Annotated in this window: 16 protein-coding genes; 7 read left to right on the top strand and 9 right to left on the bottom strand. The window is 62.6% G+C overall.

Annotated features, from left to right (window positions below):
* Nucleotides 1-53: 53 nt before the first annotated feature.
* A complete protein-coding gene (locus KJP28_RS07355) occupies nt 54-1,904 on the top strand; it encodes a DUF4422 domain-containing protein (protein ID WP_218391923.1) in 1,851 nt (616 codons plus the stop codon).
* On the opposite strand, the gene KJP28_RS07350 is transcribed toward KJP28_RS07355, so the two are convergent.
* Nucleotides 1,901-2,761, bottom strand: a complete 861-nt coding sequence (locus tag KJP28_RS07350) for a sulfotransferase family 2 domain-containing protein (RefSeq protein ID WP_218391922.1) — start codon at nt 2,759-2,761, stop codon at nt 1,901-1,903. The genes KJP28_RS07355 and KJP28_RS07350 overlap by 4 nt on opposite strands.
* Before the next feature lie 197 nt (nt 2,762-2,958).
* On the opposite strand from KJP28_RS07350, the gene KJP28_RS07345 reads away from it, so the two are divergent.
* Together KJP28_RS07345 and KJP28_RS07340 are read left to right on the top strand one after the other, a co-directional pair.
* A complete protein-coding gene (locus tag KJP28_RS07345; RefSeq protein ID WP_218391921.1) occupies nt 2,959-3,756 on the top strand; it encodes an HAD-IIB family hydrolase in 798 nt (265 codons plus the stop codon).
* Nucleotides 3,749-4,969 (top strand): glycosyltransferase family protein, encoded by a 1,221-nt coding sequence (locus KJP28_RS07340; protein ID WP_218391920.1) that lies wholly within the window; start codon nt 3,749-3,751, stop codon nt 4,967-4,969. The genes KJP28_RS07345 and KJP28_RS07340 overlap by 8 nt, the downstream gene beginning before the upstream one ends.
* Here KJP28_RS07340 and KJP28_RS07335 read toward each other — a convergent pair.
* A complete protein-coding gene (locus tag KJP28_RS07335; protein WP_218391919.1) occupies nt 4,966-5,712 on the bottom strand; it encodes a WecB/TagA/CpsF family glycosyltransferase in 747 nt (248 codons plus the stop codon). The genes KJP28_RS07340 and KJP28_RS07335 overlap by 4 nt on opposite strands.
* A gap of 90 nt (nt 5,713-5,802) precedes the next feature.
* Nucleotides 5,803-6,765: a glycosyltransferase family 4 protein gene (locus KJP28_RS07330; protein WP_218391918.1), complete on the bottom strand. Its 963-nt coding sequence runs from the start codon at nt 6,763-6,765 to the stop codon at nt 5,803-5,805.
* 152 nt (nt 6,766-6,917) lie between these two features.
* Here KJP28_RS07330 and KJP28_RS07325 point away from each other — a divergent pair, with 152 nt between their 5' ends.
* Nucleotides 6,918-7,544: a sugar transferase gene (locus tag KJP28_RS07325; RefSeq protein ID WP_218391917.1), complete on the top strand. Its 627-nt coding sequence runs from the start codon at nt 6,918-6,920 to the stop codon at nt 7,542-7,544.
* A gap of 1 nt (nt 7,545) precedes the next feature.
* Complete coding sequence (gene mnmH / locus KJP28_RS07320) at nt 7,546-8,586, top strand: tRNA 2-selenouridine(34) synthase MnmH (RefSeq protein WP_218391916.1); 1,041 nt, start codon at nt 7,546-7,548, stop codon at nt 8,584-8,586.
* Here the strand turns inward: mnmH and KJP28_RS07315 are convergent.
* The 4 genes from KJP28_RS07315 to groES all read right to left on the bottom strand — a co-directional run bounded on the left by KJP28_RS07315 (nt 8,574) and on the right by groES (nt 12,638).
* Nucleotides 8,574-9,344: an alpha/beta fold hydrolase gene (locus KJP28_RS07315; protein WP_218391915.1), complete on the bottom strand. Its 771-nt coding sequence runs from the start codon at nt 9,342-9,344 to the stop codon at nt 8,574-8,576. The genes mnmH and KJP28_RS07315 overlap by 13 nt on opposite strands.
* Nucleotides 9,344-10,474, bottom strand: coding sequence for a DUF8173 domain-containing protein (locus KJP28_RS07310; protein ID WP_218391914.1), 1,131 nt, complete (start codon nt 10,472-10,474; stop codon nt 9,344-9,346). The genes KJP28_RS07315 and KJP28_RS07310 overlap by 1 nt, the downstream gene beginning before the upstream one ends.
* 202 nt (nt 10,475-10,676) lie before the next feature.
* Nucleotides 10,677-12,311, bottom strand: coding sequence for a chaperonin GroEL (gene groL, locus KJP28_RS07305; protein ID WP_218391913.1), 1,635 nt, complete (start codon nt 12,309-12,311; stop codon nt 10,677-10,679).
* Between the two features lie 39 nt (nt 12,312-12,350).
* Nucleotides 12,351-12,638, bottom strand: a complete 288-nt coding sequence (gene groES / locus KJP28_RS07300) for a co-chaperone GroES (protein ID WP_218391912.1) — start codon at nt 12,636-12,638, stop codon at nt 12,351-12,353.
* Between the two features lie 205 nt (nt 12,639-12,843).
* Here groES and KJP28_RS07295 point away from each other — a divergent pair, with 205 nt between their 5' ends.
* Nucleotides 12,844-13,290 carry a hypothetical protein gene (locus KJP28_RS07295; protein ID WP_218391911.1) on the top strand — a complete coding sequence of 149 codons (447 nt, stop codon included), beginning with the start codon at nt 12,844-12,846 and terminating at the stop codon, nt 13,288-13,290.
* A gap of 68 nt (nt 13,291-13,358) precedes the next feature.
* On the top strand, nt 13,359-13,838 hold the full coding sequence (locus KJP28_RS07290) for a PaaI family thioesterase (RefSeq protein WP_218391910.1): 480 nt from the start codon (nt 13,359-13,361) through the stop codon (nt 13,836-13,838).
* A gap of 163 nt (nt 13,839-14,001) precedes the next feature.
* Here the strand turns inward: KJP28_RS07290 and KJP28_RS07285 are convergent, their stop codons facing one another.
* Both KJP28_RS07285 and KJP28_RS07280 read right to left on the bottom strand, forming a co-directional pair.
* Nucleotides 14,002-15,108 (bottom strand): DUF2235 domain-containing protein, encoded by a 1,107-nt coding sequence (locus tag KJP28_RS07285; RefSeq protein WP_218391909.1) that lies wholly within the window; start codon nt 15,106-15,108, stop codon nt 14,002-14,004.
* 9 nt (nt 15,109-15,117) lie between these two features.
* The gene (locus tag KJP28_RS07280) at nt 15,118-17,406 is read right to left on the bottom strand and encodes a xanthine dehydrogenase family protein molybdopterin-binding subunit (RefSeq protein WP_218391908.1); all 2,289 of its coding nucleotides are present in this window, start codon (nt 17,404-17,406) and stop codon (nt 15,118-15,120) included.
* Nucleotides 17,407-17,415: the final 9 nt, after the last annotated feature.

Below are 17,415 nucleotides of genomic sequence, written 5' to 3'. Positions count from 1 at the left end.
GACCTTCCCCGACCATTGTGCAAACAGGCGCGGGGACAGTCGCGGAGACCTGCATGAAAGCCTCGCTCTACACGGCCTATCACAAGCCGTCCTCGATGATCGAAAGCCCGTCGATCGTGCCGATCCACGTGGGTCGGGCCAAGGCGAGCGCGCCGCTCGCGGGCATGATCGGCGACGATACGGGCGAGAACATCTCGGCGCTTAACGGCTCCTATTGCGAACTCACCGCGCTTTATTGGGCGTGGAAGAACGACACCGAGAGCACGCATCTCGGGGTCATGCATTATCGCCGGCTTCTCGACTTCGACCGCACCTTGCCGTCGGCCGCGACCGAGGTGCACCCCGGCGAGTTGCGCATGTCCGATTATGCCGAGAAGACCGAGGCCTGGCTGGCCGCGAACCCCGACATCGACCTTGTCATCCCGGTCGCGCACAAGATGCCGATGACCGTGCGGGTCAATTATTCCGAACAGCACGACGCGCGCGATCTCGATTTCATCGAGACGCGGATTGCCGAGAAAAGCCCGGAATACCTCGAGGATTGGCGGGCGGTTCTGGACGGGCGTGAATTGTTGCTGGCTAACATGTTCCTCGCCCGACGGGAGATTATCGAGCCCTATATCGCATGGATGTTCGACCTGCTCGATGCGCTCGCCGCATCGGACATTCCGCGTGATTTCGTCAGCCCCTACAATTCGCGCTACCTCGGCTTCATGGCGGAACGGCTGTTCACGGTCTGGGCGCGAAAATACCTGCGCGAGAACCCGAAGGCGAAGGTGCATCGGGTCAACATCCTCAACCTGTCGCAATCGCTGGCCTTCCCCTACCTTTCGGGCGACGTGTTCAATGGCGCGGACGAGGTCAACGTGGCGTTTTCCTCGGACCGGAACTACCTGCCCCATGCCGGTGCGATGGTGCGCACGCTGGTCGATCACGCGGACCCGAACCGGCGGTATAACCTGTTCTACATGCACGAGAGTATCGCGGCGCGGGATCTCGAACTCTTGCAGTCCATTCTCTACGGCGCGCCGCATATCAGCCTGCATCCGATCAACGTGGGCAATCCGTTCGGCGCGAATTACCGCGCCCGCCATCACGCGCCTACGAATGCGACCTTCAACCGGTTCCTGCTGTTCGAGCTTCTGCCGGATGTAAACAGGCTGATCTATATCGACGTGGACATGGTTCTGAAGGGCGATATTGCCGAGCTGTTCGATGTCGATATGGGCGAGCACCAACTGGCCGCCGTGCCCGATTTCATCATGACCCGCGTGCTCGCCGCCAAGGTCGTGACGAAGGAAGCCTCGATCCCGGACCTGGGCCAATATCTGCGCGACAAGCTCGGGATGAGCGACGCGCAGATCAATTCCTATTTCAACGCCGGTCTTATGGTGCTGAACTTTGCGAAGATGGATGTGCCCAAAGTCGGGCGCGATCTGTTGGACATGGTTGAGAAGACGCAATATTTCTTCCGCGATCAGGACATCCTGAACGAGTATTTCAAGGACAGCTACCTACGCCTTCCCGCGCGTTACAACGTGTTCAACTCGGACGTGGACGAGTATCTCGACGTGCCTGTCAACAATCACCGCGAAGCGCTTGCGTCAAAACATGACCCGTTCATCATCCATTTCGCGGCCGCGCATCACAAGCCGTGGACCTATCCGGACGTGCATTTTGCGCATGAATACTGGACCGCGCTGGAGCGCACGCCGTTCTGGCTCGAGGTGCTCGAGGGGACGATCGCGCATCGCACGCTCGGCGCACGGCTGGGCCGCTCGGAGACTTATAAACGCGCGGCGCTAAGGGGGGGTCGCGCGGTCGGGGCCAAGGTGCCGTGGCTGCGGCCCTATCTCGCCCGGAGCTACCGTTGGGCTTTGCGCCGGATCAAGTCGCTGAATTAAAGGCCGTAGAGGTCTTTCAAGAGTCGAACCAGCCGCAGATCGTCGCCGTGGCGGGCATAGATCTTTTCGCGCGCCGCGCGGGTGATGCGGGTTCTTGGGCTATCGTTCGGGGCGCGGTTCTGGGCGAATTCAGTCAGGCCAGCAAGCCCGTGAGACCTGCCGAGATGCCGAAGAGACGCGCCGAAAGCTTCGGTCAGGCCGAGGAAGGTGTAATCCGCGACCAGCGTTTCGATGACCTGGGGGAGCGTCGCGTCGTCACCGCCCAGTTTGATGCATTGGAAATTGGGCTGAAAGCCTTCGATATAGGCTTCAAACGTGGGGTATTGCGCCCGAAAGTCGGCGTGCCAGGGATGCGCGGGGGAACAATTGTAGTCGTAATTCGAGGCCAGTCGCGCCGCGGGATCGCGCAGGAACGATCCGGCTTGGACCGGCAGTCCGGCCGCCTTCAGTTTCGCGATCCGGGGCCATCCGTAATGGCCGATGACGACCTGCCGCCCGACGCTTCGGTCGGCATAGGCGGCGCGGGTTTCCTCGTCGAAGCTTTCCACCACCCGGTCCCAGGCCACCGGGCGAAAGACGTCGTAAGCTTTTTGAAGGGTCAGGCCCAACGACATTCCAGCGGTCTTGGGAATGTGGACGAAAAGCATGATCTCATCCGGCGTCGCGAATGCGCCCGCGTCAGTGCGGGACGGGTCGAATTTGGCTTTGAAAGCCGCGAGCAGATCGGGGCCTACGTCATCCAGGTCGAGCGGCACGCGGGCCTGATACGCCACGAGATCCTGCGCCTCGGACCGGGCTGCGCTCGCGTTGCGCATCCTGTGATAGCGTCGCCTCGCGGCGTTGAAAATTCGCGTCATCGGGGGGTCTCTGCGGCTTCGGCGGTGCTTAGCATGCACCCCTGCCCCGCGCAACGCCGCGCCGCACTTCGCAAACCGCCCGGGAACTAGGCAAGTGGCACATAATTCGTGCAGTATTGCGAGGTTCGGCTTTCATCGGACAACGCCTGACCGTCTTCCGGGATGAAGTTTCCGACCCCAAACACCACGCTGCCTCCATGACGCTCCCTCTGCTCGTTTTTTCCGACCTCGACGGCACACTTCTCGACCATCACAGTTATGATTGGTCCCCGGCGAAACCGGCGCTCGACCGGGTGCGCGCGCTTGGCGGGGGCGTAGTTCTGGCGAGTTCCAAGACCGGCGCCGAGATCGCGGTGCTGCGTGACGAGATGGGGTTGGCGGACTGGCCCGCCATCGTCGAGAACGGTGCGGGTCTTCTCGAACCGGGTGATTCGCCCGACGCGGGCGGCGATTACGGGAAACTCCGTGAAACGCTCGACGCGCTGCCCATGGCATTGCGCGGGTATTTCCGGGGGTTCGGCGACATGAGCGCGACGGAGATCGCGGATGTGACCGGGCTGCCCGATGATGCGGCACGGCGCGCTGGCGCGCGCGCTTTTTCGGAACCCGGGCTTTGGTCGGGCGATGCCGAGGCGCGTGCGGCGTTCTGCGATATGCTGGAAAAACAGGGCGTTACCGCGCGGATGGGCGGTCGTTTCCTGACCTTGTCATACGGAAGGACCAAGGCGGACGCGATGGCGGAGCTCGTGGCTCGGTTCGCGCCGCGCCACACGATCGCGCTCGGAGATGCGCCGAATGACGTGGAGATGCTGGAGGCTGCGGACCAAGGCATTCTCATCCCTAACCCGGATGCGCCCGACATTGGGCCGCTCATCGGTGAGGCGACCGGGGCGATCCGTCGCGCCCCCGAACCCGGCCCGGTCGGGTGGAACTTGGCACTGGGTCAGGCTATTGACGATTTGAAAATATCGAGCGGGGGGCCTGCGGATGGCTGACTTTCACCAGAACGGCAACATCACGACGTTGCACAACCTTCGCTCACGCTCGACAGAGGAGCTCAATTACGAGCTTGCGGCGTTTGCCCAGACCCGGAAAATCAGCCTGATCCTGCCGTCGCTCTATTCCGAGTTGGAAGGCCCGGCTCTTGAAAACATCCTCGATGAGCTTGCAAAGGTTCCCTACCTCCACCGCATCATCATCGGGCTGGACCGTGCCAACGAGGACCAGTTTCGGCATGCCCGCGCGTTTTTCGACAGGCTGCCGCAGGAGCATATCGTCATCTGGAACGACAGCCCCCGGATGCTCGAGATGCAGGCGCGGCTCGAGGGTCTTGGTCTCGCCCCGCAGGAGCCGGGCAAGGGCAAGAACGTGTGGTCGTGCATCGGGTACCTGATCGGGCGGGCCGACAGCGCGGTGATGGCGATCCATGATTGCGACATCACCACCTATACGAACGAGATGCTGGCGCGGTTGGTCTATCCGGTCGCGAACCCCGCGTTCCCCTATCAGGTCGCCAAGGGGTTCTACCCCCGCGTGGGCGACGGCAAGATCAACGGGCGGGTAACGCGCCTTCTTGTCTCGCCGCTCCTGATCGCATTGAAAAAGGTGATCGGGGATCGCGATTACCTCGATTATCTGCGGTCGTTCCGCTATCCGCTGTCGGGTGAGTTCGCGATGCGGACCTTTATCCTGCCAGACCTGCGCATCCCGTCGGATTGGGGGCTGGAAATCGGCGTCTTGTCAGAGGCTTGGCGCAACCTTGCGCCCAAGAGCGTCTGCCAGGTCGAGATTGCCGACAATTACGACCACAAGCATCAGGATTTGTCCGCCGAAGACGCCTCGACGGGCCTGAGCCGCATGTCCACGGACATCTGCAAGTCGATCTTCCGCAAGCTCGCCGCCGATGGCACGGTGTTCACGCCCAACGTGTTCCGCACCCTGAAGGCCACCTATTACCGTCAGGCGCTCGACCTGTTGGACGGCTATTACAACGACGCCAAGATGAACGGGTTACTCATCGACCGGCACCGCGAGGAGAAGACGATCGAGCTGTTCGCAGAGAATATCATCCGGGCGGGGAACGTGTTTCTCGACAACCCGCATGAAACGCCCTTCATCCCGACGTGGAACCGGGTGCATGCCGCAGACCCCGATTTTCTCAAGGACTTGCAAGCGGCGGCGCGGGCCGATCAGGAAGAGTTCGCCTAGAACGGCAGGTCAGGGCCGAAGAGCCGTTTTCGGATCATGTAGGGGATGTAGTATTTCATCACCCGCGCATACATCTGCGGCTCGCGATAGAGGCGGTAGACCCAGCGCAGGTTCAGCTTCACGATGATTTTCGGGTAGTAGTTTTCCCGCCGCGTCGCGGTTTGCCCGACGAAACCGCCACAGGTGATCGCGGCCATCGGGTGGTCCGTGTGCTGCGGGAGGGTCGTGACGAATTCTTCCTGACGCGGAGACCCCATGGAAACGATGAGGACATTGGGCCGCGTCTCGGCGATCCGGCGGGCGACCTTGCCCGCCTCTCTCATGTGGAAATACCCGTCACCGGCATAGACGATTTCGAGCTTCGGGTAGCGGGTTTCGACATGGCGGCGGAAAGACGCGGCCTCGCCCGGTTTGCCGCCGAGCACGGCGAGCCGGGCGCCACGTTCTTCCATCGCATGGAACACGCGGCCCGCCATTCCTGAGAAATCGAAATGCAGGCTTTCACACGGGCCGCCGAGGCCCTGGCGGATCGAGCGGGCCATGAGCCGTCCGTCCGCGACGACGCGTGCCTCTGCGGCGTGCGGAATGTGCCCCCGGTCGAGATGTGCCAATGTATAAGGATTGAGATACCAGACAGCCTCGGGCGTTCCTCGCGATGCGAATACCCAGTCGAGGAACGCATCACCTGTCCGGATCAATTGGGTTTCGGCGAGCCTTGTCGGGGTGTCTGGGGGGGCATTCATGCGCCGATCCCCTTGCACTTATGCTGCAAAACACTGACCGAAATGCTCAAATTGCGCGGCCAGAATTTCATTTTTTCGATTTGTGGCGTCTCAACGTGCGGCATCAAGCACCCGGAGCCAATCTTCCGCCAGAACCTCGTCCGAAAGGGCCGACATGTTGTATTGCCCGGTTGGAAGTGTGCTCAGCGCCTGGGCCAGGGACAACGGGTCTTCTGCGTCTATACCTGTCACCGGCCCGATCAGGCGCTCGAAATCGGCACGGCCGGTGCGAAAGTCGTTGGCGATGATCGGCGTGCCGGTGAGAGCGGCTTCGACCATCACGGTCGGAAAGCCCTCGTATTCCGAAATGAGGATCACGGCATCGGCGGCGCGCATCGCCTCGGTGGGCTTTTCCACGATGCCGGCGTAGGTGACGCCATCCATCTCGCCACCTTCGGGAACGCCGTCATACCCATATACGGTCAACTCGACATCCACATTGTTGTAGCGAGCATTATCGACTTGCCAGAGCACCAGATCGAGCCGCTTCTGCGTGCCCGGCCGCCCAAAATAAACCAGCTTCAGCGGGCCATTGCCCGAAGGTTCGCGAATATCGACGAGGGGTGGAACGTTCCGACCGATCGGCGAATAACACGCTCGGACATTGTTGGCGTTCACGAACGGCAGGGCCACCACCTCGGCCGCGAGGTCATCGCAGACGCACACGATTTGTCCGATCCGCGAAAGCCAGGCGATGAAAGCGATTTCGATCAACCGTTTGTAGCCGCGCTGCGTCACCGGGACATGGCGCCAGTAGATCAGCCGAGCTTTGCGCGCACGCGCCCCCATCTCGCGCAGATCGCCCTTGCGCGAGAAGATCAGGACCTGCCCTGCCAGCGACGTGTTGCTGAATGCGGCGGTCTCATGTCCGAAAATTGGATCACCGAAGAGCGAGATCAGCCCGGCTGGACGTTGCGACCGCCCGAGAAGCGCGCGCAGGCGCAAGCTCACCCGTTCGATGCCGCCGGGATGCTCGTAATTGCAATAGATCTGAATCTTCGCGTTTTTGCGCATGGCTCTTCTTTCCCCTGCCCTGAGCCGATAGGCAAGCCCCGGCGGCGATAACGCATTTCAGTGGCGGAACCCGGTCGCTCGGGCTACAACCCGCGCCAGTGAACGCGCAGGTTTCCGAGGACAGGTTGAACGACCAACGCCAAGCAAAAACGATGCCGGCCCCGGACGAGCGGGTGCGCCATCCCGGTGGGTCGTCTCTGTTCTGGGGAGCGAAACGCCTTGCCGATATCGTCGCGGCCCTTCTGCTTATCCCGCTGTTCGTGATCGTCTCGGTCGCTCTTGTCGTGCTCAACCCTCTCGCCAATCCCGGTCCGGTCTTTTACGTGCAACCCCGCATGGGGCGCGGGTGCCGACCGTTCGCCGCATTCAAATTCCGAACGATGACGGACCTGAAATCCGCTCCTCGCCGCCATGACGAGCCTCTGGAACATGATCGCATTACGCCTTTGGGGGGCATGATGCGCCGGACGCGACTCGACGAATTGCCACAGATCGTGAACATCCTGCGGGGCGAAATGAGCATGATCGGCCCGCGGCCGGACTTTTTCGGACATGCACGTATATACCTGCGTGCCATCCCGGAATATCGCGACCGGCACAGGATCAGACCCGGCATCAGCGGATTGGCCCAGGTGAAACTGGGATATGCCGAGGGCGTCGAGGCGACCCGGGAAAAGACGCGGCTGGACATCGAATACATCGAAAACGCGAGCTTCAAGCTCGATGCGAAACTGCTTTGTCTCACCGCCTTGACGATCCTGAAAGGGCACGGGCGCTGATATGGCGGTGAAGCTCGCAGCTTTGTCAGACCTCGCTGGATTGCCCTTCGACGAAATCATCGACGTGCGATCACCTTCGGAATTCGCCGAGGACCATGTGCCGGGGGCGATCAGCCTTCCGGTCTTAAGCGACGAGGAGCGCGCGCGCGTCGGCACGATTTATGTGCAGGAAGACCCGTTCAAAGCGCGCAAGATCGGCGCGGCGCTGGTCGCACGTAATGCGGCGCATCACATCGAGACGGTGCTGGCAGACCGCCCCGGCGGTTGGCGACCGTTGGTCTATTGCTGGCGCGGCGGGCAGCGGTCGAACTCCTTCGCTTCGATCCTGAGCCAGATCGGGTGGCGGGCCGACGTGGTCGAGGGCGGTTATCGTAGCTATCGCAGGCTTGTTGTCGGGGCGCTTCACGACCGGGCGCTGCCGCACAAGGTCCACCTGATCGAGGGCGGCACCGGCACGGCGAAGACCCGGCTTCTGCACCAGATCGCGGCGGCAGGCGGTCAGGTCGTCGACCTCGAGGGCGAGGCGGAACATCGCGGGTCGTTGTTCGGTCAGATCGGATCGGGGCAGCCCAGCCAGAAGATGTTCGAGAGCCGCGTGGCAGCCGCGCTTGACGCGCTGGACCCGACGCGCCCGGTGTTCGTCGAAGCCGAAAGCAGCAAGGTCGGTGATCTGCTCGTGCCGCCAAGCCTCTGGGCCGCGATGAGGGCCGCGCCGTTCACCGAAATCTCTGCCCCGCTTGCGGCGCGTGCGCGTCATCTGATGGAGACCTATCCCGACATCGTGCGGAACCCCGCCCGGCTCAACGAAACGCTGAACCGGCTTCGGCGCTATCACGGCCACAAGATCGTGGATGCCTGGCAGGAAATGGCATTCGACGGTGCGTGGGAGGTGCTGGCCGCTGACCTCATCAACCGGCATTACGACCCGGCTTACAAACGGATCAGGGGGGATGCCGCCCCTGCGCATGTTTTCGGATTGCCGGACCTGTCGGAGACGACGTTGGAAGAGACCGCCCGCAGGATCGTGGATCAGTCGCGGTAGCCCGCCTCACGCGCGATCCGGTCGAGCACGTCCCCTATCGTCAATTCGTGGTCGAACGCGCCCGATTGCAGAAAGGCGATCACTTCGGCAATGACGAGCGGGTTGGACATCATGAAGGTATGAGTGACCGGCAGGACGATGTGATCGTCCATGCCGCGAATCCGGGTCGACTCGACCGACACCTTGCCGTCGTCCTCGCCGTCGATCATCGAGGACAGAATGGGGTTGAGCGACCTGTTCCCGGCGATCACGCCGAGTTCGAACCGAGGCAGGCCGAGCGTGTTCGGGGTCGATCCGGGGTCGGTGCCGAGCTCCAGCCCGGCTGGACCCATGATCCATTCGAACGGCGCGAGATCGCCCAATTCGTCCACGACCTGTGTGCCATGGTTCGGGGGGGCGAGCATCACGACACGCCCCATGTCGTCGGGGCGGTGGTCTTCGAGCCACGCGCGCACAAGGATGCCACCCATCGAATGGGTGACGAAGTGCACCGGGCCGTCAGGGCACCGGGCCACGGCTTCGGGGACCGCCTCGACAAGCTGCTCGATCGGGGCATCTGTGGAAGGATAGTCGCGGTTCACCACGTCATACCCCGCCTGCTTCAGGGTGCTTTCCATGATGAGGAGCGATGCGGAGGTGCGCGACAGGCCGTGGAGCAGCACGACGCAATCAGCCCGGGCGGGGAGCGCCAAGGCCGTGGAGAGGACCGCGCCGAGGCCGAGGGCCAGGGCGCGGTGGAAGAATCGATGCGCGGTCATCACGCCCCTGTATAGAAGCCAGGCCGGAACCAGCGGATCACAAGTCCGCCAATTCCGATCAGAAGCACCGCGACGACGGCGAGCCAGCCGATGAACGGGATCAGGGCGACGAAGGTCATCAGGCCAGCGCCGACAAAGGCCGCGATGGCACGATCCGCCGTGCTGTCGGGCGCATCCTGGCCGACAGCGGTCAGAAGCCATGCACCCAGCAGGTAGGCCCCGATCACGTAGCCCGCGAAGCCCAGTGCGACGGCAGCGAAGATCGCGAGCGGCGCGATGAAAATACCGATGCCGGTCATCGCGAGGACCACGGTCGACCCGGCGACCGCCGCGAGCCCGAGCGCACCCATCCAGAGGCTGCGGCCCGGCTGGTCGAGGACGCGTTCGCGGATCGACGCCATGAAGCCCGGTGCCAGTGCGGCTAGTGCAAAGGCAAGGAGGCCGGTCACAAGCACGCTTCCGAAGAGCCCGCCGAGACGCGCCCAGAACCCGCGCGGCTCGTCGTCTTCGAACCCGTCGGGCATCTGGTCTTCCCAATGCGACACGTCGTGGAAAGTGACGCGATCTGCCGGGGCGACGCGGGCCGGAATCTCCGGCTCGTCGCCCTCCTCTGCATAAACGTGGACTTCGCCCGCGACCTCGGCCGCCTCGCCCCAGTCGATGTCTTCACCGCCAATGGCGAGATCCCCGGAAATGGCGGCGTCGATATTCACGGTCTCACCGCCCAGAATGGCGCTTCCCGCCACCGGCGCGGTGAGCGTCACGGTCGACCCCATGGCGCGGATGTTGCCAGAAACGGGCTCGTTCACGGTCACGGTGTCGCCCGCGAGGCTGGCATTGCCCGACACGGCCCCGGACAGTTCGACATCCATCCCGGCGGCATAGACGTTTCCGCCGACATCCCCGTCGACCGAGACGATGCGCCCTGCGGCGTGAACAGAGCCCTCGACGGCGCTTTCAAGCGCAACACGGTTGCCGGCAGCGAACAGGTCGCCGTCGGTTTCATCAGAGATTTCCACTGTGCGGCCCGCTTCGAACCGGTCGCCACCGAAGGCAAAGCTGCCCCCGTCCTGCGCCGCAAGAGGTGTCGCGATGATCAATAGGAAAAGGAGAATAGCTTGGCGAAACATGACGTGTCCCCGTTGTTATGTTACACGAGTTTACATAGGAACGACCGGTGTCAGTTTTAAGACGGCTGCGACGAGATTTCCGTGTCTCCAACGCAAGTCGTTATGTTTCCATCACTAAAGTCGGATCGAGACGTGAAAAAGGGCGACGCCTGCGCGCCGCCCTTCTGGGATTTCGTCGTTTCCGCTGTCGCGGAGACGGCTCTTACATCATGCCGCCCATGCCGCCCATGTCGGGCATGCCGCCACCGGCACCGGCCGGCTCGGGCTTGTCGGCGACCATGGCTTCGGTGGTGATGAGCAGACCGGCGATCGAGGCTGCATCCTCGAGCGCGGTGCGCACCACTTTGGCCGGGTCGATCACGCCGAACTTGAACATGTCGCCATATTCTTCGGTCTGCGCGTTGAAGCCGAACTTGACGTCGTCGCTTTCGCGGATCTTGCCCGCAACCACGGCACCGTCGACACCGGCGTTTTCGGCGATCTGGCGCAGCGGAGCTTCCAGCGCGCGGCGCACGATGGCGATACCGGCAGCCTGGTCACCGTTTGCGGATTCGAGGCCGTCGAGCGACTTGGCACCCTGCACGAGAGCCACGCCACCGCCGACGATCACGCCTTCCTGAACGGCCGCACGGGTCGCGTTCAGTGCGTCATCGACACGGTCCTTGCGCTCTTTCACTTCGACTTCGGTCATGCCGCCGACCTTGATCACGGCCACGCCGCCTGCGAGTTTCGCAACACGCTCCTGCAGCTTCTCGCGGTCGTAATCCGAGGTGGTTTCCTCGATCTGCTGATTGATCTGCCCAACGCGGGCTTCGATCTCGGCCTTGTCGCCAGCGCCGTCGACGATCGTGGTGTTCTCTTTCGAGATGTTCACGTTCTTGGCGGTGCCGAGCATGTCCATGGTGACCGACTCGAGCTTCATGCCGAGGTCTTCCGAGATCACCTGACCGCCGGTCAGGATCGCGATGTCCTGAAGCATGGCCTTGCGGCGATCGCCGAAGCCCGGAGCCTTGACGGCAGCGATTTTCAAACCGCCGCGCAGCTTGTTGACCACGAGGGTGGCAAGCGCTTCGCCTTCGACGTCTTCAGCGATGATGAGGAGCGGCTTCTGCGACTGGATGACCTGCTCGAGGAGCGGAACCATCGGCTGGAGCGAGGAGAGCTTCTTCTCGTGCAGCAGGATGTAGCAGTCTTCCAGCTCGGCAATCATCTTGTCCGGGTTGGTCACGAAGTAGGGCGACAGGTAGCCACGGTCGAACTGCATGCCTTCCACGACATCCACTTCGGTCTCGAGACCCTTGTTCTCTTCGACGGTGATGACACCTTCGTTGCCGACTTTCTGCATCGCGTCGGCGATGAAGCGGCCGATTTCGGTCTCGCCGTTGGCGGAAATGGTGCCGACCTGAGCGACTTCGTCGGAATCGTTCACCGGACGGGCCGAAGCCATGATGGCTTCGACGACTTTCGAGGTGGCGAGGTCTATGCCGCGCTTGAGGTCCATCGGGTTCATGCCAGCGGCCACTGCCTTCATGCCTTCGGTCACGATGGACTGGGCGAGCACGGTGGCGGTGGTGGTGCCGTCGCCTGCTTCGTCGTTGGTGCGGGAAGCGACTTCCTTCACCATCTGGGCGCCCATGTTCTCGAACTTGTCTTCGAGTTCGATTTCCTTGGCGACCGACACACCGTCTTTGGTGATGCGGGGCGCACCGAAGGATTTATCGAGAACCACGTTGCGGCCTTTCGGGCCGAGGGTGACCTTGACGGCATCGGCAAGCGTGTTGACGCCGCGCAGCATCGCGTTGCGGGCCTCGGTGTTGAACTTGACTTCTTTAGCCATTCTTCAGCTCCTGAATTCTAATAATTTCGGGTGCGACGATCAGGCGATGATGCCCATGATGTCGGATTCTTTCATGATCAGCATCTCTTTGCCGTCGAGGGTGATCTCGGTGCCCGACCATTTGCCGAACAGGATCTTGTCACCCGCTTTGACGTCCAGCGCGATGCGCTCGCCATCGTCGTCCTTGGCACCAGCGCCGACAGCCACGACCTTGCCTTCGGCCGGCTTTTCCTTGGCGCTGTCAGGGATGATCAGGCCGCCAGCGGTTTTTTCTTCGCTCTCGACGCGCTCGACGAGAACGCGGTCATGCAGGGGAGTAAATGCCATCTCTGAGGCTCCTCAAACTCGGTTTGTCCAGATTAGCACTCACATGTGGCGAGTGCTAACGGCGCATAGCTAGGGAGGTCACAAGGCGGTGTCAACGGCGTGAATGCCAAAAATTTTCGCTGCACCTGCAAAGTCGGCGGAGGAATCTTTGACAGCGTGCCGGACAGGTGAAACCGTGAGTGTCATTCCTTGAGGAGATTTGCAAATGAAACGGATTTTTATGGCGGCTGTCTGCCTTCCCCTGCCTCTGTTGGCGCAGAACGAAGAGGTGCACCCCTATACGAAGGCCAACATCTCGCCGGTCGGGTTCAGCTACGAGGATGCTGCCGAGGACGGCTGCTGGACCAATGCGGGCGAGGCTGCCGGGATCGCCCGTGCGGCGCTTGAAAAACAGGGCATTGCGTTCACTGACGGCGACGACGCCAAGACCGTGCTGCACCTTTTCATCGACGCCGAACGATCGGGCGGCGGGTGCTATGGCAATTCGCGGCTCGATCTGCGCGGCGAGGTCGAGTGGGAGGGGCAGCCGATCATGGTCGTCCTGCGCGAAAGCGGGGCGAATTTCATCGGTCAGGCCAACCTCGACGGGGTCGTGCCACTTCTTGTCGACCACATGGTCGGGACCGACCTCGGCGCGTTTCCCGACGAATAACGGGCGATACCCAACGTCACGCTTGCCCAAGGCGCAGACCGAAGCGACCTTCCGAGGACAGGAGGACGATGATGCGCGCGACGAAATTCGAAGACCTGCCCAGTCAGGCGGAGGCCCTTTCCATGTCGGGGCTCGACTTCATGCAACGGATGCTGGCGGGCGAGTTGGCCGGCCCGCCCATCGGTGCGACGCTGAATTACGAGGCGGTGCATGTGGAGAAGGGCAAGGTCGTGTTTCGCGGCGCGCCGACTTTCGATTTCTGCAATCCGATGGGGACGGTGCATGGCGGCTGGTATGGGACCTTGCTCGATTCCTGCATGGCCTGTGCCGTGATGACGATGGTGCCCAAGGGGTCGGTCTATACGACGCTCGAATACAAGGTGAACATCACCCGGCCGATCCCGCTCGACATGGAGATCGAAGCCACAGGCACGATCCAGCATGCGGGTCGTTCGACGGGTATTGCAAACGGCGAAATCAGGGGGGTGGCGGATGGCAAGCTTTACGCCACCGGCTCGACCACCTGCATTATCATGCAGGTCGCGTGAACGTCGCGACGAGGGTTTGGCGACAGTCTGAATCGGCGCCCTGTTAACCTCTTTCAAGTCCGGGCCTTTGAATTCAAAGGGAATTTCCGGCGCGGGATGCCGGGATTCTAGAATTCTAGAATCCTGGAACTTCGGCCATTTAACCCAAAAAGCTTCGGGACAGTCAGGCTTCCGCTTCTGTCGCGAAATTCTGTCCCGTCGCGACCATGTTCGGTTGCCAGTCCGCCTCGGACGGGTCGTAGCCCCGTCGCCTCACACCACGCAGAACGAAAAACTTGCCCCAGCCGTGGTTTCTGCCCATCGACGGGGCGTCCGGGTTTGCGGGAAAACGCGTATGCCAATCGTCGGGGAGCGGAAGGCCCGCCTCTTCGGCCCGCGCCAACATCCAGTTAAGCGATACCCAGGCCAGGGGCCGCGCCGGTTCGAAGCCGCCGAGTTGGCCACCAACATCGCCGTGCGTGCCGGGGAACCAGACCTGTTCGATGCGGCCGGGAAATTCGCCATAGGTACGCCAAAGGAGCGGATCGTAGGCCTTTCGGGTCTCGTCCCGCGCGAGTGCGTGATAGCCGTGGCGCACGTTCAACCCGAGGCTCGCATTGTGAAACCGATGCTGCTTCTCGAACAAGCGCCAGATCACGGGCCAGCGCAGGCCCAACGCCTTCACCGTATCCCAGACCCCGATCATCTCGATCTCGACATGGCCGTGACAATGCACCTGGGCGAAGGCGCGGCCCGCCGCGCTCACCTCGTGCGCCTCGTAGTGGCGATAAGCCGTCAGCACGTTGCGCTCGGTCGCCGCCTCGGGGCGCAGGAGCCCGACCCGGTCGATCATCCCGGCGAGCGAGCGCACGGCAAACGCGCCCCGTGAATAGCCGAACAGGAAAATCCTGTCGCCCGGTCGGTATCGGCTCGCCAGCACCCCGTAGGCGCGGCGGATCTGGCTGTCGATGCCCTTGCCGGTCGCCACCGGCCAGGCCGAGCGCCAGTTGCGCCACTGTATGCCGGCTTCGTAATAGACCGATACACGGGGTGCGGTGCCTCGCCTGCGCATTTCGTCCATCATGCGATAGACCAGACCGGCGTTGGTTTCCCGTCCGGCGTCCAGCGTCGACATGGTGCCGTCGAGCACGATGACATGTGTGACGGGTTCGCGCGTGACGGTCTGCGCCCCGGCCCAGAGCACCTTACCCCGGAACCATTTGCGCAGCCGGGTGAACCCGCCATCCGTGAGGCCATGTAGCGCGCGATTGAGCCTGCGTCGAAGCGACATGATTCCGGTTTAACGCGCGTTTCGTATCATCTGCCAGACCCTTTGCGGTGTGAACGGCATCTGTGCGTCGTGCACGCCCGCCTGCCACAGCGCGTCCGCCATCGCATTGCCGATCGCACCCATGGACCCGACGGTACCCGCCTCGCCGCAGCCTTTCATGCCCATGACGTTCGCGGTCGAGGGCACGGGTTCGGTGGTGAACTTCATGAACGGCATGTCAGCGGCGCGCGGCATGGCGTAGTCCATGAAGCTTGCGCTCAGGACTTGTCCGTCCTCATCCACCACAGCGTGTTCCATGAGAAGCTGCCCTGCCCCCTGAACGATCCCGCCATGCACCTGACCTTCGACCAGCAACGGATTGATCATGTTGCCGAAATCGTCCGTGACGGTATAGCGGTCGAGGCGCGTCTCGCCGGTCTCGGGGTCGACCTCAACCTCAGCCACGTGGGCGCCGTTGGGGAACGACCGGGCCGGGAGTTTGGCGGTTTCCGTGACTTTCAGAAGATCGTCTCGGTCCTTCGCATGGGCCAGCGCGGCGACGTCGAGCATGGTCGGCGTAAGGTTCGAACCGGGGATGCGGAAGACATCGTCGTCGAAGGTGATCTCGTCCGCCGCGACGCCTTCCTGATCCGCGAGAAAGCCTTTGAACCCGGTTACGACCGCTTCCACGGCCACCAGCGTCACGTTGTTCTGAACGGTGACGGAGCGTGAACCGCCCGTGCCGCCGCCCCGTGCAATGCGGTCGCTGTCGCCCTGAACGATTTCGATCCGCTCGACCGGGATGCCCGTCTGATCGGACAGGAACTTGGCGTAGACCGTTTCGTGCCCCTGCCCGTTCGATTGCGTGCCGACGTAAAGCAGCACGCGCCCCTCGTCCGTGAACTCGATGGTCGCGTCTTCCTCGGGCGATCCGAGAATCGACTCGATGTAATAGGCAAGCCCGACACCGCGAAGCTTGCCGTTCGCCTTGGACGCCTCGGCACGGGCCATATAGCCCGCAAGATCGGCTTCTTCCGCTGCACGCGACAGGACGCGGTTGAAGTCGCCCACGTCATAGGTCTCGCCCGACACGGTTTCATAAGGAAACTTGTCCGCGGGGATGAAGTTTTTGCGCCGCAGGTCCCAGGCATCGACGCCGAGATCATGCGCGGCGGCATTCATCATGCGTTCGAGCACGTAGATCGCCTCGGGCCGCCCTGCGCCCCGGTAGGCATCGACCTGAACCGTGTTCGTGTAGATGCCCCGTGCATTCTGCCAGGCTGTCTGAATGTCATAGACGCCTGTCAGCACACGGGCGAAAAGGTTCGACTGGATCGCCTGTCCGAATTGGCTCGCATAAGCGCCGAGATCGGAGAGCGTTTCGACCTTGTAGGCGGTGATCTTGTGGTCTGCATCAAAGGCCAGCGTCGCCGTCGTGGTCAGCGCGCGGCCCGCGTTGTCTGACAGCATGGATTCCGAGCGATCCGCCATCCATCGCACCGGCGCGCCCAGCGCGCGAGCAGCGTGGGTGAGCACGATGTATTCCGGATACATCTGCGCCTTCATCCCGAAGCCGCCGCCGACATCGGGCGTCGTGACCCTGAGCTGGTCTTCTTCGATTCCAAGCGCCTTCGCGATTTGGCCCTTCGGCCCCCAGACCCCCTGCCCGGACATGGCGAGATGCAGGCGACCATCTTCCAGAACCTCGGCATACCCGCCGCGTGGCTCCATCGAGACGGCATAGACACGGGTATCGGGGATGGTTTTCGTCACCACATGCGCGGCATTGGCGATAGCGGCCTCGGTCGCCTCCTCATCGCCCAACCCGAAGTCATAGGCGAGGTTGTCGGCCACGTCGTCATGCACCAAAGGCCCGCCGGGGGCGAGGTCGGTCTTGGCGTCGATCTCGTCGAAATCCACCTCGATCAGTTCCGAGGCGTCCCGCGCTGCTTCGAGCGTATCGGCGACGATGAACGCGATTGCTTCTCCCACAAAGCGCACCTTGCCCTGTGCGAGCGGTGGGCGGGGAGGCTTCGCGCCCTTGGTGCCGTCGCGGTTCGGCGCCTGAACGCCCCACATGTCCATACGCACGCCGGCCGCTTCAAGATCGTCGGCGGTCAGGACCAGTCGCACACCTTCGGCCGCGCGCGCCTCCTCGACGTTCAACTCGGTGATCGAACCATGCGCGACGGGAGACCGGAAGAAATAGCCAAACGCTGCTCCCTCGGGCGCGATATCGTCGATGTAACGCCCCTCACCTTTCAGAAATCGAACATCTTCGAGGCGTGTGAACGCCTGCGCCTTGCCGAACTTTTCCATGATGACTCC

It is taken from the genome of Maritimibacter dapengensis (assembly GCF_019218265.1).
Classification (GTDB): Bacteria; Pseudomonadota; Alphaproteobacteria; order Rhodobacterales; family Rhodobacteraceae; genus Maritimibacter; species Maritimibacter dapengensis.
Note: the sequence above shows the minus strand (reverse complement) of the source record. Positions and strands in the feature narration are given on the sequence as shown.

Coding starts and splice junctions, on each gene's coding strand:
- KJP28_RS07315 (WP_218391915.1), bottom strand. CDS start 9,344: ATGACCGCGCATCGATTCTTCCACCGCGCCCTGGCCCTCGGCCTCGGC.
- mnmH (WP_218391916.1), top strand. CDS start 7,546: ATGGCGGTGAAGCTCGCAGCTTTGTCAGACCTCGCTGGATTGCCCTTC.
- KJP28_RS07310 (WP_218391914.1), bottom strand. CDS start 10,474: ATGTTTCGCCAAGCTATTCTCCTTTTCCTATTGATCATCGCGACACCT.
- KJP28_RS07290 (WP_218391910.1), top strand. CDS start 13,359: ATGATGCGCGCGACGAAATTCGAAGACCTGCCCAGTCAGGCGGAGGCC.
- KJP28_RS07295 (WP_218391911.1), top strand. CDS start 12,844: ATGAAACGGATTTTTATGGCGGCTGTCTGCCTTCCCCTGCCTCTGTTG.
- KJP28_RS07285 (WP_218391909.1), bottom strand. CDS start 15,108: ATGTCGCTTCGACGCAGGCTCAATCGCGCGCTACATGGCCTCACGGAT.
- KJP28_RS07345 (WP_218391921.1), top strand. CDS start 2,959: ATGACGCTCCCTCTGCTCGTTTTTTCCGACCTCGACGGCACACTTCTC.
- groES (WP_218391912.1), bottom strand. CDS start 12,638: ATGGCATTTACTCCCCTGCATGACCGCGTTCTCGTCGAGCGCGTCGAG.
- KJP28_RS07280 (WP_218391908.1), bottom strand. CDS start 17,406: ATGGAAAAGTTCGGCAAGGCGCAGGCGTTCACACGCCTCGAAGATGTT.
- KJP28_RS07355 (WP_218391923.1), top strand. CDS start 54: ATGAAAGCCTCGCTCTACACGGCCTATCACAAGCCGTCCTCGATGATC.
- KJP28_RS07335 (WP_218391919.1), bottom strand. CDS start 5,712: ATGAATGCCCCCCCAGACACCCCGACAAGGCTCGCCGAAACCCAATTG.
- KJP28_RS07325 (WP_218391917.1), top strand. CDS start 6,918: ATGCCGGCCCCGGACGAGCGGGTGCGCCATCCCGGTGGGTCGTCTCTG.
- KJP28_RS07350 (WP_218391922.1), bottom strand. CDS start 2,761: ATGACGCGAATTTTCAACGCCGCGAGGCGACGCTATCACAGGATGCGC.
- KJP28_RS07330 (WP_218391918.1), bottom strand. CDS start 6,765: ATGCGCAAAAACGCGAAGATTCAGATCTATTGCAATTACGAGCATCCC.
- KJP28_RS07340 (WP_218391920.1), top strand. CDS start 3,749: ATGGCTGACTTTCACCAGAACGGCAACATCACGACGTTGCACAACCTT.
- groL (WP_218391913.1), bottom strand. CDS start 12,311: ATGGCTAAAGAAGTCAAGTTCAACACCGAGGCCCGCAACGCGATGCTG.